This is a genomic window from Halomonas sp. MMSF_3323 (genome assembly GCF_030733595.1).
GTDB classification, from domain to species: Bacteria; Pseudomonadota; Gammaproteobacteria; order Pseudomonadales; family Halomonadaceae; genus Halomonas; species Halomonas litopenaei.
Map to the genome: position 1 here is coordinate 54,692 of NZ_JASHIT010000020.1, position 12,268 is coordinate 66,959.

Here is a 12,268-nt window from a genome sequence, read left to right on the forward strand (position 1 = left end):
GGACAAGGAGTGGTGCGGGGTATTGGCCTTGAAGGTGTGCGTACAAACCGAACTCAAGTTACCCAAGGTAGGTGAGTGCTTAATGCCTTCTGTCAAAGTACGTGATAACGAGCCGTTTGACGTCGCTCTGCGTCGCTTCAAGCGTTCCTGTGAAAAAGCCGGCGTTCTGTCCGAGGTTCGTCGTCGTGAGCAGTACGAGAAGCCGACTGCCGAGCGCAAGCGCAAGGCTGCTGCCGCTGTCAAGCGTCACGCCAAGAAGCTCCAGCGCGAGCGCAAGCGTTTCGAACGGCTCTATTGATCCGTACTTGAGTCGAGCGCGGTCCGCCGCCCTCGGTTCAGGAGGACGCCAAGCGGCCGCCATTGAGGTGGCCGCTTGTTTTTCTGACGTTTGTCGCCGACTCCCGCTTCGCTTCTCTTGCTCCTGCTAGTGCATTGTCTAGCGCGTTTCAGTCTAGACTAGCGCGCTTCAGTCGAGAGAGCTCCTGTCGAGCAGAATATGGCCGGTCAGATTCCCCAGCGTTTCATCGATGATCTCCTTGCCCGCGTCGACGTGGTCGAAGTGGTGGGAGAGCGCGTCAAGCTGAAAAAGGCCGGGCGCAACCATTCCGGTCTGTGCCCCTTCCACCAGGAAAAGAGCCCGTCTTTCACGGTCAGTGCGGACAAGCAGTTCTATCACTGCTTCGGCTGCGGCGCCCACGGCAACGCCCTGCGCTTTCTGATGGAGTACGACAAGCTGCGGTTTCCCGAAGCGGTGGAGCAGCTGGCCTCGCGGATGGGAATGGAAGTGCCGAGGGAAGGGGCGGACGACCCTCGCGCCCAGGCCCGCGAGAAGAAGCGCAAGGAAGGCGTCAACCTGCTGGAAATGTCGGCCAGCTATTTTCGCGAGCGGCTCAAGATGCCGGAAGGCAAGGCGGCGCGCGAATACCTCGAGGGCCGAGGGCTGTCCGATGAGGTGCGCGAGACCTTCGGCATCGGTTACGCGCCGGCCCAGTGGGAGGCGCTGAAGCGACACCTGGGCAGCCAGGGCGTCGATGAGTCGGTGCAGATCGAGTACGGCCTGCTGGTGCATCACGAGGACAGTGGCCGCAGCTACGACCGCTTCCGCGACCGGGTCGTCTTTCCGATCCGCGATATTCGTGGCAGGACGCTTGGCTTCGGCGGCCGAGTGATGGGCGACGCCAAGCCCAAGTACCTGAACTCGCCCGAGACGCCGGTGTTCCACAAGGGGCGCGAGCTCTACGGCCTCTATGAGGCACGTCAGGCCAATCATCGCCTGGAACGCCTGCTGATCGTCGAGGGCTACATGGACGTGGTGGCGCTGGCCCAGTTCGGCATTCGCAACGCGGTGGCGACGCTTGGCACCGCCACCACCGCCGATCACCTGCGTCGGCTGTTCCGTCTGGTCAGCGAAGTAGTGTTCTGCTTCGACGGCGACAAGGCGGGACGTCAGGCGGCAGCGCGGGCGCTGGAAACGGTGCTGCCGGAGATGATCGATGGTCGCCAGGCACGCTTCCTGTTCCTGCCGGAGGGAGAGGATCCCGACTCCCTGGTGCGCAAGGAGGGAACCGAGGCCTTCGAGGATCGGGTGACGTGCGCAAGCCCTCTGTCGGAGTTTCTGTTCGAGCACGCCGCCCAGGGGCGCGATCTGGCCCAGCTTGAATCGCGAGAGCGCTACGCCAGTCAGGTGCTGGCAGCGATCGAGAAGCTGCCCCAGGGGGTACTCAAGTCGCTGATGCTGACCGAGCTCTCACGTCGCACCGGGGTCGAGCAGTCGCGCTTCGAGGCGCTGCTGGCGCCGGCGCCCGAGGACAACGACGTCGCGCCGGTCGATGAGTTTTTCGAACCCGTTGTCGAGGACGGCGAGCCGGCTCCACGGCCGCGCCGTTCCGGGGGCGCCCTTGGCCTGATGGCGCGAACCCTGCAATTGCTGGTTCACGAGCCCAGGCTGGTGGAGCGCTTGCCCGAATCGCTGGACTGGTGCGGGGGGCAGGATGAGGACGCCCGGTTGTGCCGGGAGGTCATTACCTTGCTTCGTGCTGGCGGCTATTCAAGCGCTCAGGTGCTGCTGATGCACTTCCACGGTAGCGAGGACGGTGAGCGGCTGGCGGCGCTGGCGCGACGGGAGTTGTTGATCCCGGTGGCAGCCAGGGCGGCGGAGCTCGATGGTCTGGTGAGCTATTTTCAGAGAGCCAGTCAGACCCCGTCCCGGCAGGAAGAGATCGACGCCTTGCTGAGGCGGCAACAGTCCGGCGAGCGGTTGTCGAGTGAAGAACGCGGGCGCTTGATGGAGTTGCTGGCGGCGGGGCGCTAGGTCGCTTGCGGCAGGGCGCGAGCGCTGTCACGACGGCAGGTTCGGCTACCACCAATGGTAAGAACCTGTGAGCGATCGACGACAAATATGAGGTATGGATGCGGGTAGGGTTGAATTTTGTCCTACCATCACCATCTAAGGGATACGGCGCTGACAAGTGGCGCAACCAGATAAACTAACACACCTGAGACATCGCGCAAACACTCCAGACTGGCAGAAGTGGCCCCAAAACCGCTATACTGTCCGGCTTACCGAGTTTCTCCACCTTAGCGCTTCAGGTGCTTCATTCTTCTTCGTCGAGATAGGGTTTCTATGGCTGGAAATGCGCAGCAGCAGTCACGTCTGAAGGAGTTGATCGCGCGCGGCAAGGAACAGGGCTTCCTGACCTATGCCGAGGTCAACGACCACCTTCCCGAAGATATCGCCGACCCCGACCAGGTGGAAGATATCATCGGCATGATCAATGACATGGGTATTAACGTCGTCGAGGAAGCTCCCGACGAAGATACCCTGATGATGTCGGATCACTCAACCGATGAATCCGCGGCTGAAGAGGCAGTGGCGGCCCTGGCCGCGGTGGAAAGCGATGTCGGTCGCACCACGGACCCGGTGCGCATGTACATGCGCGAGATGGGCACCGTCGAGCTGTTGACTCGTGAAGGCGAGATCGAGATCGCCAAGCGCATCGAAGAAGGCACCCGTGAAGTCATGTCGGCGCTGGCCTATGTGCCGGGTGCCGTCGAGTCGATCCTCGATGCCTACGATGCCACCCAGGACGAGGAAGCGCCGGGACGTCTCTCTGACCTGTTTTCCGGCTTCATCGACCCCGACGAAGGCATCCCCGGCGTGGCCGAGGCCGAAGTGCCCGAGGTGGACGAGCAGGCTGCCAGCGACGACGACGAAGACGGCGAGGAAGAAGAGGACGACTCCGGTGGTGGCCCGGATCCGGAAGAGGCCCGTGCGCGTTTCGGGCAGATTCGCGAGCAGAGTCAGGCCGCCAACGCCGCCATCGAGACCCACGGTCGTCAGTCCCGTGAGGCTCAGGAAGAGCTGGCACGTCTGGCCGAGCTGTTCTCTCCGATCAAGCTGGTGCCCAAGCACTTCGAACGTCTGGTCGGACAGGTCCGCATCAGCGTCGAGCAGGTGCGTGCCCAGGAAAAGACGGTGATGCAGCTCCTGGTGAAGCAGGCCAAGGTGCCGCGCAAGGCCTTTATCAAGGCCTTCCCGAGCAACGAGTCCCGGCTCGGCTGGCTCGACGACTTCATGGCCGACAACGCCCGCTACGCCGATCGTCTCGCTCCGCTCAAGGCTGACGTTCAGCGTGCCCAGCGCAAGATCGCCTTCGAGGAGGAGATGATCCAGCTGCCGGTGAGCGAGGTGAAGGAGGTCAATCGTCGCCTGTCCATCGGTGAGGCCAAGGCTCGCCGTGCCAAGAAGGAGATGGTCGAGGCCAACCTGCGTCTGGTCATCTCCATCGCCAAGAAGTACACCAATCGCGGCCTGCAGTTCCTCGACCTGATCCAGGAAGGCAACATCGGCCTGATGAAGGCGGTGGACAAGTTCGAATATCGTCGCGGCTACAAGTTCTCGACCTACGCCACCTGGTGGATTCGTCAGGCGATCACGCGTTCCATCGCCGACCAGGCGCGCACCATCCGTATTCCGGTGCACATGATCGAGACCATCAACAAGCTCAACCGCGTTTCGCGGCAGATGCTGCAGGAGATGGGGCGCGAGCCGACGCCTGAAGAACTGGGCGAACGTCTCGAGATGCCGGAAGACAAGGTGCGCAAGGTGCTCAAGATCGCCAAGGAGCCGATCTCCATGGAGACGCCGATCGGTGACGACGACGATTCGCACCTGGGTGACTTCATCGAAGACTCCACCATGGTGCTGCCGATCGACTCGGCCACCGGCGAGGGCCTCGTCGAAGCCACGCGCAACGTGCTCGGTGGCCTGACCGCCCGCGAAGCCAAGGTGCTGCGGATGCGCTTCGGTATCGACATGAACACCGACCACACCCTCGAGGAGGTCGGCAAGCAGTTTGACGTGACCCGCGAGCGTATCCGTCAGATCGAGGCCAAGGCGCTGCGCAAGTTGCGCCATCCGACCCGCTCCGAACCGCTGCGCTCCTTCCTCGACGAGTAACGCCTGTCTCGACCGAGCAGGGCTTGCGTCGACAGCGAAGCAGTAGGGTGAGCACAGGACGCCCGTGGCGAAAGCCACGGGCGTTTTTTCATGTCATCGAATCAGGGTGAAGCGCTGCCGCACGCGAGCGTTTCCGGCGAGCGAAGGCTGAAAACGACAACGCCCGCGGTGATGGCCGCGGGCGTTGTCGTGTCACGACGCTGTGGTGGTCACGAGCTATTGGCTTCTGGCCTGGCGCCGGCGGATCCACAGCACCAGTTCGACCATGGCGAACATCAGCAGGGTATAGCCGAACAGTTCCGTGACCTCTTCGGCGGCGTCCTTGAATACCCTGACGTAGCGTTCGGCGAGCAGGGCCTCCCACATCTCGCTGCGGCCGTAGAGCCGCGAGAAGGCAAAGGTGCAGAGGAAGCCTGCTGCAAACAGGCCGAAGGCGAAGCTTTCGACGAACTCCTCGAACTCGCGTACGAAGGCGTGACGCTGGCGAAGCACGCAATAGAGAATGGGCAGCAGCAGCAGGGTCACCAGGGTCTGCCAGGCGCCGTCGAAGACGTAGGCGTCGAGAAAGGCGTCCTGCTCGCGAATCAGGGCGGCGCCGAGCAGGCCGAACATCAATAGCGTCACCCGTGGCAGACCGTCCAGCACCTGGCGGGCGTAGATCAGCAACAGGCAGCTGATCAGCAGCCACAGCGTCTGCATGCTCTCGGTAAAACCGACTTCGCTGAAGCGAATCTTTTCGGGCAGGCCGGTCTCCCACAGCACGCCCTGCATCATCGCGCCGATGATCAGGATATAGAGCAAGGCTCTGGCGCAGGTCGCGCGAAAGCTGATGGTAGGCGTGATGGAAGGGGGGGTATTGAGCATCCCTCTCAATCTCCAGAAAAGGGGTGTATCTGGAAGTGATTATACCCGTCGAGCCGGGGGAGTGTCTGGGAATCCCGAAGGATTCTTCGCCAGTCTTCGCCATATGCTTATACAGCATAGGCAAGGCGCAAGACAGGTGCCCGATGACCTGGCCTGGGCCGCTCGTCCAGGCACGGGGGTTAGTGGTTTGTGCTGCGGCTGGCCTCCTCCACCAGCCAGTCGTGCACGGCCTTGACCCGGCGATCGTCGGTGGCGCCTGCCGCGTGGACGATGCCGTACTGCTTGCCACTGTCGACGCGGGCACGGAAGGGGGCGATCAGGGCGCCGCTCTTCAACTCGCTGGTGATCAGTGTTTCCCGGGCGATCGCCACGCCCATGCCGGCGATGGCGGCCTCCATGGTGAGGTGATTGCGGTTGAAGGTGTAGCCACGCTCCAGATTGATCGAAGGGGCGCCGATGGCGGACAGGTAGTGGCGCCACTCGCCATACTCCTGGCTGCCGCGCCAGGCGGTGATGTCATGCAGCAGCGGGTACCAGGCCAGGTCTTCGGGACGTCTGAGTGGTGGGCGGCCCTTCAGCAGGCCGGGTGAACAGACCGGGAAGATGCGTTCCTGCATCAGCGGGGTGATGGCAAGTCCCGGATAGTGGCCGTCGTTGAGGTCGAGCGCGAGGTCAAAGTCGCCGTCACGCAACGAGATGTTGCTGTCCTCGGCGGTGATATGCAGTTCGATATCGGGAAACCTGGCCTGCAGACGCGGCAGGCGGGGCATCAGCCACTTGTTGAGGAAGGAGGGCACCGAGCGCAGGCGGATGACCCCGCTCATTACCCCGCTGCGCAGGCGACTCACCTCGAGTCCCACCGCCTGGTAGGCGTCGTCCACCACGGCGGCCAGGCGCTTGCCTTCTTCGGTCAGTTCCAGGCGACGGGGCAGGCGTCGGAACAGCTTGAAGCCCAGCCGGTCCTCCAGTTGCTTGATCTGCTGGCTGACGGCGCCGGTGGTGACGTGCAGTTCCTCCGCCGCTCGGGTGAAGGACAGGTGGCGGGCGCTGACGGCGAACCCCTTCAGCCAGGCGTGGGTCTGGGCGTTGAGCAGTCGACTCATTGCGATGTGTTCCGACAAGAGGTCATGGTCTGGCCGTGGTATGGCGGTGGTTTAGGTATGGTTTAGCTGAGCTATAGTGAAGGCAAGATATTCTGCCTTGTCCATCGAAGCGATGGCAGCCAGCATAACGATATCCCGGAGGAACGACAGCCCTCGCTTTAGCGAAATTGACCTCGCAGGTCTCGGACCTCCGCCCCTCATGCCCCACACTTCGCGTCATTCGTACAAGAGGCAGCGCCATGGCTATCAGCGTATTCGACCTGTTCAAGATCGGGATCGGGCCGTCCAGCTCCCACACCGTGGGGCCGATGAAGGCCGCCTACGACTTCGTCGAGGCGCTGCGGTCGCAGGACCTGCTGGAGCGCGTCGCGGGGATCGAGATTCACCTCTACGGTTCGCTGTCGGCCACCGGCAAGGGCCACGCCACCGATCGCGCCTGCGTGATGGGACTGATGGGTGAGCGTCCAGACCGCATCGATCCGGCCGTTGTTGGCCCCTGCATCGAAGAGCTGCTCGAGAGCCAGACCCTGTTGCTCGGTGGTCAGGTGGCGGTGCCTTTCCTGTGGGCCAGAGACCTGCAATGGCACGAGGAGAGCCTGCCCTATCACCCCAACGCCATGACGCTGGTGGCCAAGGGGCACAGCGAGGAGGTCAAGCGCGAGACCTACTACTCGGTCGGAGGTGGCTTCGTCATCGACGAGGCCCAGGCCGGGGACGGAGCGCTGGATTCCGACACCACCCCCTTGCCTTACGACTTCAACAGCGGCGCGGAACTGATGGCGCTGTGTCGTCTGCATGGCATGAGCATCAGCGAGCTGATGCTGGAAAACGAGAAGGCCTGGCGCAGCGAAGCCGAGGTGCGCTCCGGTCTGTGGGATATCTGGCAAGCCATGCAGGCCTGCGTCAACCGTGGTGTCGAGGGGGAAGGGGTGTTGCCTGGCGGGCTCAACGTCAAGCGTCGCGCCGCGTCACTGTATCGCCGTCTCGAGGCGATGGGCGATGACGCGGGGCTGATCGCCACGACGTTTTCGGCGATGGACTGGGTCAACGTCTACGCCCTGGCGGTCAACGAGGAAAATGCCGCCGGTGGGCGCATGGTCACCGCGCCCACCAATGGCGCCGCGGGGATCATTCCCGCCGTGCTGCACTACTACATGAAGTTTCAGCCCGGTGCCTGTGAGAAGGACGTGGTCAACTTCCTGCTGACCGCCGGCGCCGTCGGCATCCTGTGCAAGAAGAATGCCTCCATCTCCGGCGCCGAGGTGGGCTGTCAGGGTGAGGTGGGATCGGCCTGCGCCATGGCCGCGGCCGGACTCGCCGAAGTCATGGGGGCCAGCGTTCCCCAGGTCGAGAACGCCGCCGAGATTGGCCTCGAACACAACCTGGGGCTGACCTGCGATCCGGTCGGAGGCCTGGTCCAGGTGCCCTGCATCGAGCGCAATGCGATTGCCTCGGTCAAGGCCATCAACGCCGCCCTGATGGCCTGTCGCGGTGATGGTGAGCACTTCATCTCGCTGGACAAGGCCATCCGCACCATGCGCGACACCGGCGCCGACATGCAGGAGAAGTACAAGGAAACCTCCAAGGGGGGACTCGCCGTCAACGCCATCGAGTGCTGAGCAGGACGCGGGCGCTGGTCGTGGTGGTTGACCAGTCGCTCGACGAGGACCGAACCATTGGAGCCTCTTCTTTCAGGCCCCCGTCGCGCCAGCGCGACGGGGGCCTTGTGCTTTTCAGGGGGAAAACCTCGCGGGGCCAAGGTGTTGCCGGTTTGTCGTAAGCAACCTATTGAAATGCGGAGAATACATCTTTGGTCTTGTTCAACGCTTGGCCAATTGCGTCGGGCCTTTGACTCTTCTAGCTTACGTAAACGTAAAGTAGAGCGTCGCCATCGCGGCATCGAACAACCATAACAACCTCAAGCCAGGGACCCCGGTCCCGCAGAGGACGCCACATGACCCAGCAGTACGTGCTAGAGACCCGTGGCCTGACCAAGTCGTTTCGTGGCTTCACCGCCGTGGACGGCGTGGATCTCAAGATCACGGAAGGGCATATCCACGCCCTGATTGGCCCCAACGGCGCCGGCAAGACCACGGTCTTCAATCTGCTCACCAAGTTTCTTCCGCCGACCCGCGGCGAGATCCTCTATCGCGGCAAGCCGATCACCCGCATGCGGGCCAACGAGATCGCGCGGCTGGGGCTGGTGCGTTCGTTCCAGATATCCGCCGTGTTCGCCCACATGACCGCGCTCGAGAACGTGCGTGTGGCCCTGCAGCGCAATCTCGGCACCTCCTTCCATTTCTGGAAGTCAGAGCGCTCGCTGGAGCCACTCAACCAGTGTGCCATGGAACTGCTCGAGCAGGTGGGACTGGCCGACGTCGCCGATGTCCTCACCGTGGAGTTGCCCTACGGACGCAAGCGTGCGCTGGAGGTGGCCACCACCCTGGCGCTGGAGCCCACCGTGATGCTGCTCGACGAGCCCACCCAGGGCATGGGAGCCGAGGACGTCGACCGTATCGTCGAGCTGATTCGGCGGGTTTCTGCCGGGCGTACCGTGTTGATGGTCGAGCACAATCTGAGCGTCGTCAGTCGTCTTTGTGATCGCATCACCGTGCTGGCCCGGGGCTCGGTACTGGCCGAAGGCGACTATGCCAGCGTCTCGGCCGATCCGGCGGTGCGTGAAGCCTACATGGGCAGTGAAGCCAGCGTCGGTGAGGAGGCCAGCGCATGAACCAGACTCTCGACAGGCCAACTGCTTCACCGGCGGTCGGCGCCCATGGCGACGAGGCGCTCAGTCTAGCGGACGTCAACGCCTTCTACGGCGAGTCGCATATCCTGCATGGCGTGGAGCTGCGCGTGAAGCGGGGAGAGCTGGTGACCCTGCTGGGGCGCAACGGTGCCGGACGCAGCACCACCCTGAAGACCATCATGAACATGGTCGGTTCGCGCAGTGGCTCGATCAAGATCAACGGCCAGGAGACCCTGGCCATGAAGCCTCATCACATCCCGCGTCTGGGGGTCGGCTACTGCCCCGAGGAGCGTGGCATCTTCGCCAGTCTCGACGTCGAGGAGAACCTGCTGCTGCCGCCCACCGTGCGCTCGGGCGGAATGAGCCTGGATGACATCTACGCCATGTTCCCCAACCTCTACGAGCGGCGTCGCAGTCAGGGGACGCGGCTGTCCGGCGGCGAGCAGCAAATGCTGGCGATGGCCCGCATCCTGCGTACCGGGGCCGAGATCCTGCTGCTCGACGAGATCACCGAGGGGCTGGCACCGGTCATCAACCAGAAGCTCGCCGAGGTGCTGATTACCCTCAAGTCTCGGGGCATGACCATCGTGCTGGTGGAGCAGAACTTCCGCTTCGCCGCGCCCCTGGCCGATCGCCACTTCGTGATGGAACACGGTCGCATCATCGAGACCATCGAGGCGCGTGATCTGGACGCTCGTCGTGAGCACCTCAACAGCCTGCTCGGGGTCTAGTGTCCATGGCCGCTGTCTTCCAGCCCTTAGATAAGCTTTGCATCGACCACAAGATGTCCGGCAGTAGCCGTTCAACAACCACTTGCTAAACAATAACCTATTCAACAACAACAAGGGCCGCTGGCCCCAGGAGCCTCCCATGACCAAGGTACACGCTTCCTCCCCCCGTCTTGCCCGCCGCCACCTGGCCCTGGCGGTCGCCGCCGCCACCGGCCTGGGCCTGGCATCGTCGGCCATGGCGCAGGACGCCATCAGCGATGGCGAGGTGCGTATCGGCTATCTGGCCGACATGTCCGGCACCTACCGTGACCTGGCCGGCCCCGGCGGCCTCGAAGCGCTGAAGATGGCGGTAGAGGACTTCGGCGGCGAAGTCGCCGGTGCCCCCATCGAGGTGTTCAGCGCCGACGATCGCAACAGCGCCGACGTGGGCGCCAACACCGTGCGCGGCTGGGTCGACCAGCAGAACGTCGACCTGGTGGCCGGCATGGTCGCCTCCTCGGTGTCCATCGCCGTGACCAAGGTGCTGGAGGAGGCCGGTGGTCTGGCCATCATTTCCGGCTCGGCGGCCTCGAGCATCACCAACGAACACTGCACCCCGAACCATATTCACTACGTCTATGACACCTATCCGCTGGCCAACGGTACCGCCAAGGCGGTGGTCGAGCAGGGCGGCGACAGCTGGTTCATGCTCACCGCCGACTACGCCTTCGGTCATGCCCTCGAGAGCGACGTGGAAAAGGTGGTCACCGACAACGGTGGCACGATCATCGATCGCGTTCGCCATCCGTTCCCGACCAGCGACTTCTCCTCCTACATCCTTCAGGCCCAGGGCTCCGGCGCCAAGATCGTCGGTCTGGCCAACGCCGGCTCCGACACCGTCAACGCGATCAAGACGGCCAGCCAGTTTGGCCTGACCCAGAGTGGCCAGCAGCTGGCCGGCCTGCTGATCTTCCTCAACGACGTCCATGCCATGGGCCTGGAGACGACTCAGGGCCTGTTGTTGACCACCGGCTGGTACTGGGACATGGATGACGAGTCCCGCGAGTGGGCCGAGCGCTACTTCGAGCGGGTGGGCAAGATGCCGACCATGGTTCAGGCCGGCATCTACTCCAGCACCACCCAGTACCTGAAGGCGCTGGAAGACGCCGGCACCGACGATCCTGCCACCGTCAGGGCCAAGCTGGGCGAGGCGCCGATCAACGACTTCTTCGCTCGCAATGGCCAGATTCGCGAGGATGGTCGCATGGTGCATGACATGTACCTGGCCGAGGTGAAGGCTCCCGCCGACTCCGAGGGCGAGTGGGACCTTTACGAGATCCAGGCCACGATCCCGGCCGAAGAGGCCTACCGTCCGCTGTCCGAGAGTTCCTGCAAGCTCGTCAACTGAGCCGCCCGCGCTCGATCTACGCCGGGGTCACCAGGGTGGTGCCCCGGCCTGATGCTCAAGGGAAATCATCATGACCATGATATTCGGCGTACCGCTGGCGGTGTTCATGGGCCAGCTGATGCTGGGGCTGATCAACGGCGCCTTCTATGCGCTGCTCAGCCTGGGGCTGGCGGTCATCTTCGGTCTGCTGAAGATCGTCAATTTCGCCCACGGCGCCCAGTACATGCTGGGTGCCTTTGCTGCACTGCTCGGGGCTCAGTACCTGGGCATCAACTACTGGCTGGCGCTGTTGCTGGTGCCGCTGGTGGTCGGCGCCTTCGGTGCTCTGCTCGAGCGTCTGGTGCTGCGGCGCATCGCCCACCTGGATCACCTCTATGGGCTGCTGCTGACCTTCGGCCTGGCGCTGATCTTCGAGGGTAGCCTGATCAACCTGTTCGGCGTGTCCGGGGCCAGCTACCCGATTCCCGAGGCGTTGAGCGGCGGCATCAAGCTGCCCTTCATGTTCCTGCCGACCTATCGCGGCTGGGTGCTGGTGGCGGCCCTGGTGGTATGCCTGGGCACCTGGTTCATCATCGAGCGAACCCGGCTTGGCGCCTACCTGCGGGCGGGCACCGAGAACCCCGCCTTGATGCAGGCCTTCGGCGTCAACGTGCCGCTGCTGGTCACCCTGACCTACGGCTTCGGGGTGGCCCTGGCGGCCTTCGCCGGGGTACTCGCCGCGCCCTTGTACCCGGTGTCACCGACCATGGGCTCGAGTCTGTTGATCGTGGTCTTCGCGGTGGTGGTGATCGGCGGCATGGGCTCGATCCTCGGTGCCATCCTGACCGGTCTTGCCATGGGGCTGATCGAGGGGCTGACCAAGGTGTACTACCCGGAGGCAGCCAACACCGTGATCTTCCTGGTGATGATCATGGTGCTGATGCTGAGGCCCGCCGGGCTGTTTGGAAAGGAGGCCTGAGATGTCCACAACCACTA

The 12,268-nt window shown here is 63.5% G+C and carries 10 protein-coding genes; 8 read left to right on the forward strand and 2 right to left on the reverse strand.

Annotation, left to right across the window (positions count from 1 at the left end):
* The first annotated feature begins 82 nt into the window (after positions 1 to 82).
* From rpsU to rpoD, 3 genes are all read left to right on the forward strand, one after another.
* Positions 83 to 298 carry a 30S ribosomal protein S21 gene (rpsU, locus tag RBB39_RS11840; RefSeq protein ID WP_013333229.1) on the forward strand — a complete coding sequence of 72 codons (216 nt, stop codon included), beginning with the start codon at positions 83 to 85 and terminating at the stop codon, positions 296 to 298.
* 198 nt (positions 299 to 496) lie between these two features.
* Positions 497 to 2,311 (forward strand): DNA primase, encoded by a 1,815-nt coding sequence (dnaG, locus tag RBB39_RS11845; protein ID WP_045991859.1) that lies wholly within the window; start codon positions 497 to 499, stop codon positions 2,309 to 2,311.
* A gap of 312 nt (positions 2,312 to 2,623) precedes the next feature.
* Positions 2,624 to 4,459 (forward strand): RNA polymerase sigma factor RpoD, encoded by a 1,836-nt coding sequence (gene rpoD / locus RBB39_RS11850; RefSeq protein ID WP_045991860.1) that lies wholly within the window; start codon positions 2,624 to 2,626, stop codon positions 4,457 to 4,459.
* Positions 4,460 to 4,675: 216 nt separating this feature from the next.
* Here the strand turns inward: rpoD and RBB39_RS11855 are convergent, their stop codons facing one another.
* Both RBB39_RS11855 and RBB39_RS11860 read right to left on the reverse strand, forming a co-directional pair.
* Positions 4,676 to 5,323 carry a hypothetical protein gene (locus RBB39_RS11855; protein WP_045991861.1) on the reverse strand — a complete coding sequence of 216 codons (648 nt, stop codon included), beginning with the start codon at positions 5,321 to 5,323 and terminating at the stop codon, positions 4,676 to 4,678.
* A 179-nt stretch (positions 5,324 to 5,502) separates the two neighbouring features.
* Entirely contained in the window at positions 5,503 to 6,426 is a 924-nt protein-coding gene (locus RBB39_RS11860) for a LysR substrate-binding domain-containing protein (RefSeq protein ID WP_108448077.1), read from the reverse strand.
* Positions 6,427 to 6,665: 239 nt separating this feature from the next.
* Between RBB39_RS11860 and RBB39_RS11865 the strand changes: the two genes are divergently transcribed.
* The 5 genes from RBB39_RS11865 to RBB39_RS11885 all read left to right on the forward strand — a co-directional run bounded on the left by RBB39_RS11865 (position 6,666) and on the right by RBB39_RS11885 (position 12,251).
* On the forward strand, positions 6,666 to 8,045 hold the full coding sequence (locus RBB39_RS11865; protein WP_045991863.1) for an L-serine ammonia-lyase: 1,380 nt from the start codon (positions 6,666 to 6,668) through the stop codon (positions 8,043 to 8,045).
* 335 nt (positions 8,046 to 8,380) lie between these two features.
* Entirely contained in the window at positions 8,381 to 9,157 is a 777-nt protein-coding gene (locus tag RBB39_RS11870; protein ID WP_306169104.1) for an ABC transporter ATP-binding protein, read from the forward strand.
* Complete coding sequence (locus RBB39_RS11875; protein WP_045991865.1) at positions 9,154 to 9,906, forward strand: ABC transporter ATP-binding protein; 753 nt, start codon at positions 9,154 to 9,156, stop codon at positions 9,904 to 9,906. The genes RBB39_RS11870 and RBB39_RS11875 overlap by 4 nt, the downstream gene beginning before the upstream one ends.
* A gap of 139 nt (positions 9,907 to 10,045) precedes the next feature.
* Complete coding sequence (locus RBB39_RS11880; protein WP_045991866.1) at positions 10,046 to 11,293, forward strand: ABC transporter substrate-binding protein; 1,248 nt, start codon at positions 10,046 to 10,048, stop codon at positions 11,291 to 11,293.
* Positions 11,294 to 11,363: 70 nt separating this feature from the next.
* Positions 11,364 to 12,251 carry a branched-chain amino acid ABC transporter permease gene (locus tag RBB39_RS11885; protein ID WP_045991867.1) on the forward strand — a complete coding sequence of 296 codons (888 nt, stop codon included), beginning with the start codon at positions 11,364 to 11,366 and terminating at the stop codon, positions 12,249 to 12,251.
* The last annotated feature ends 17 nt before the right edge of the window (positions 12,252 to 12,268 follow it).

Coding starts and splice junctions, on each gene's coding strand:
- RBB39_RS11855 (WP_045991861.1), bottom strand. CDS start 5,323: ATGCTCAATACCCCCCCTTCCATCACGCCTACCATCAGCTTTCGCGCG.
- RBB39_RS11875 (WP_045991865.1), top strand. CDS start 9,154: ATGAACCAGACTCTCGACAGGCCAACTGCTTCACCGGCGGTCGGCGCC.
- RBB39_RS11860 (WP_108448077.1), bottom strand. CDS start 6,426: ATGAGTCGACTGCTCAACGCCCAGACCCACGCCTGGCTGAAGGGGTTC.
- rpoD (WP_045991860.1), top strand. CDS start 2,624: ATGGCTGGAAATGCGCAGCAGCAGTCACGTCTGAAGGAGTTGATCGCG.
- RBB39_RS11865 (WP_045991863.1), top strand. CDS start 6,666: ATGGCTATCAGCGTATTCGACCTGTTCAAGATCGGGATCGGGCCGTCC.
- RBB39_RS11880 (WP_045991866.1), top strand. CDS start 10,046: ATGACCAAGGTACACGCTTCCTCCCCCCGTCTTGCCCGCCGCCACCTG.
- RBB39_RS11870 (WP_306169104.1), top strand. CDS start 8,381: ATGACCCAGCAGTACGTGCTAGAGACCCGTGGCCTGACCAAGTCGTTT.
- rpsU (WP_013333229.1), top strand. CDS start 83: ATGCCTTCTGTCAAAGTACGTGATAACGAGCCGTTTGACGTCGCTCTG.
- RBB39_RS11885 (WP_045991867.1), top strand. CDS start 11,364: ATGACCATGATATTCGGCGTACCGCTGGCGGTGTTCATGGGCCAGCTG.
- dnaG (WP_045991859.1), top strand. CDS start 497: ATGGCCGGTCAGATTCCCCAGCGTTTCATCGATGATCTCCTTGCCCGC.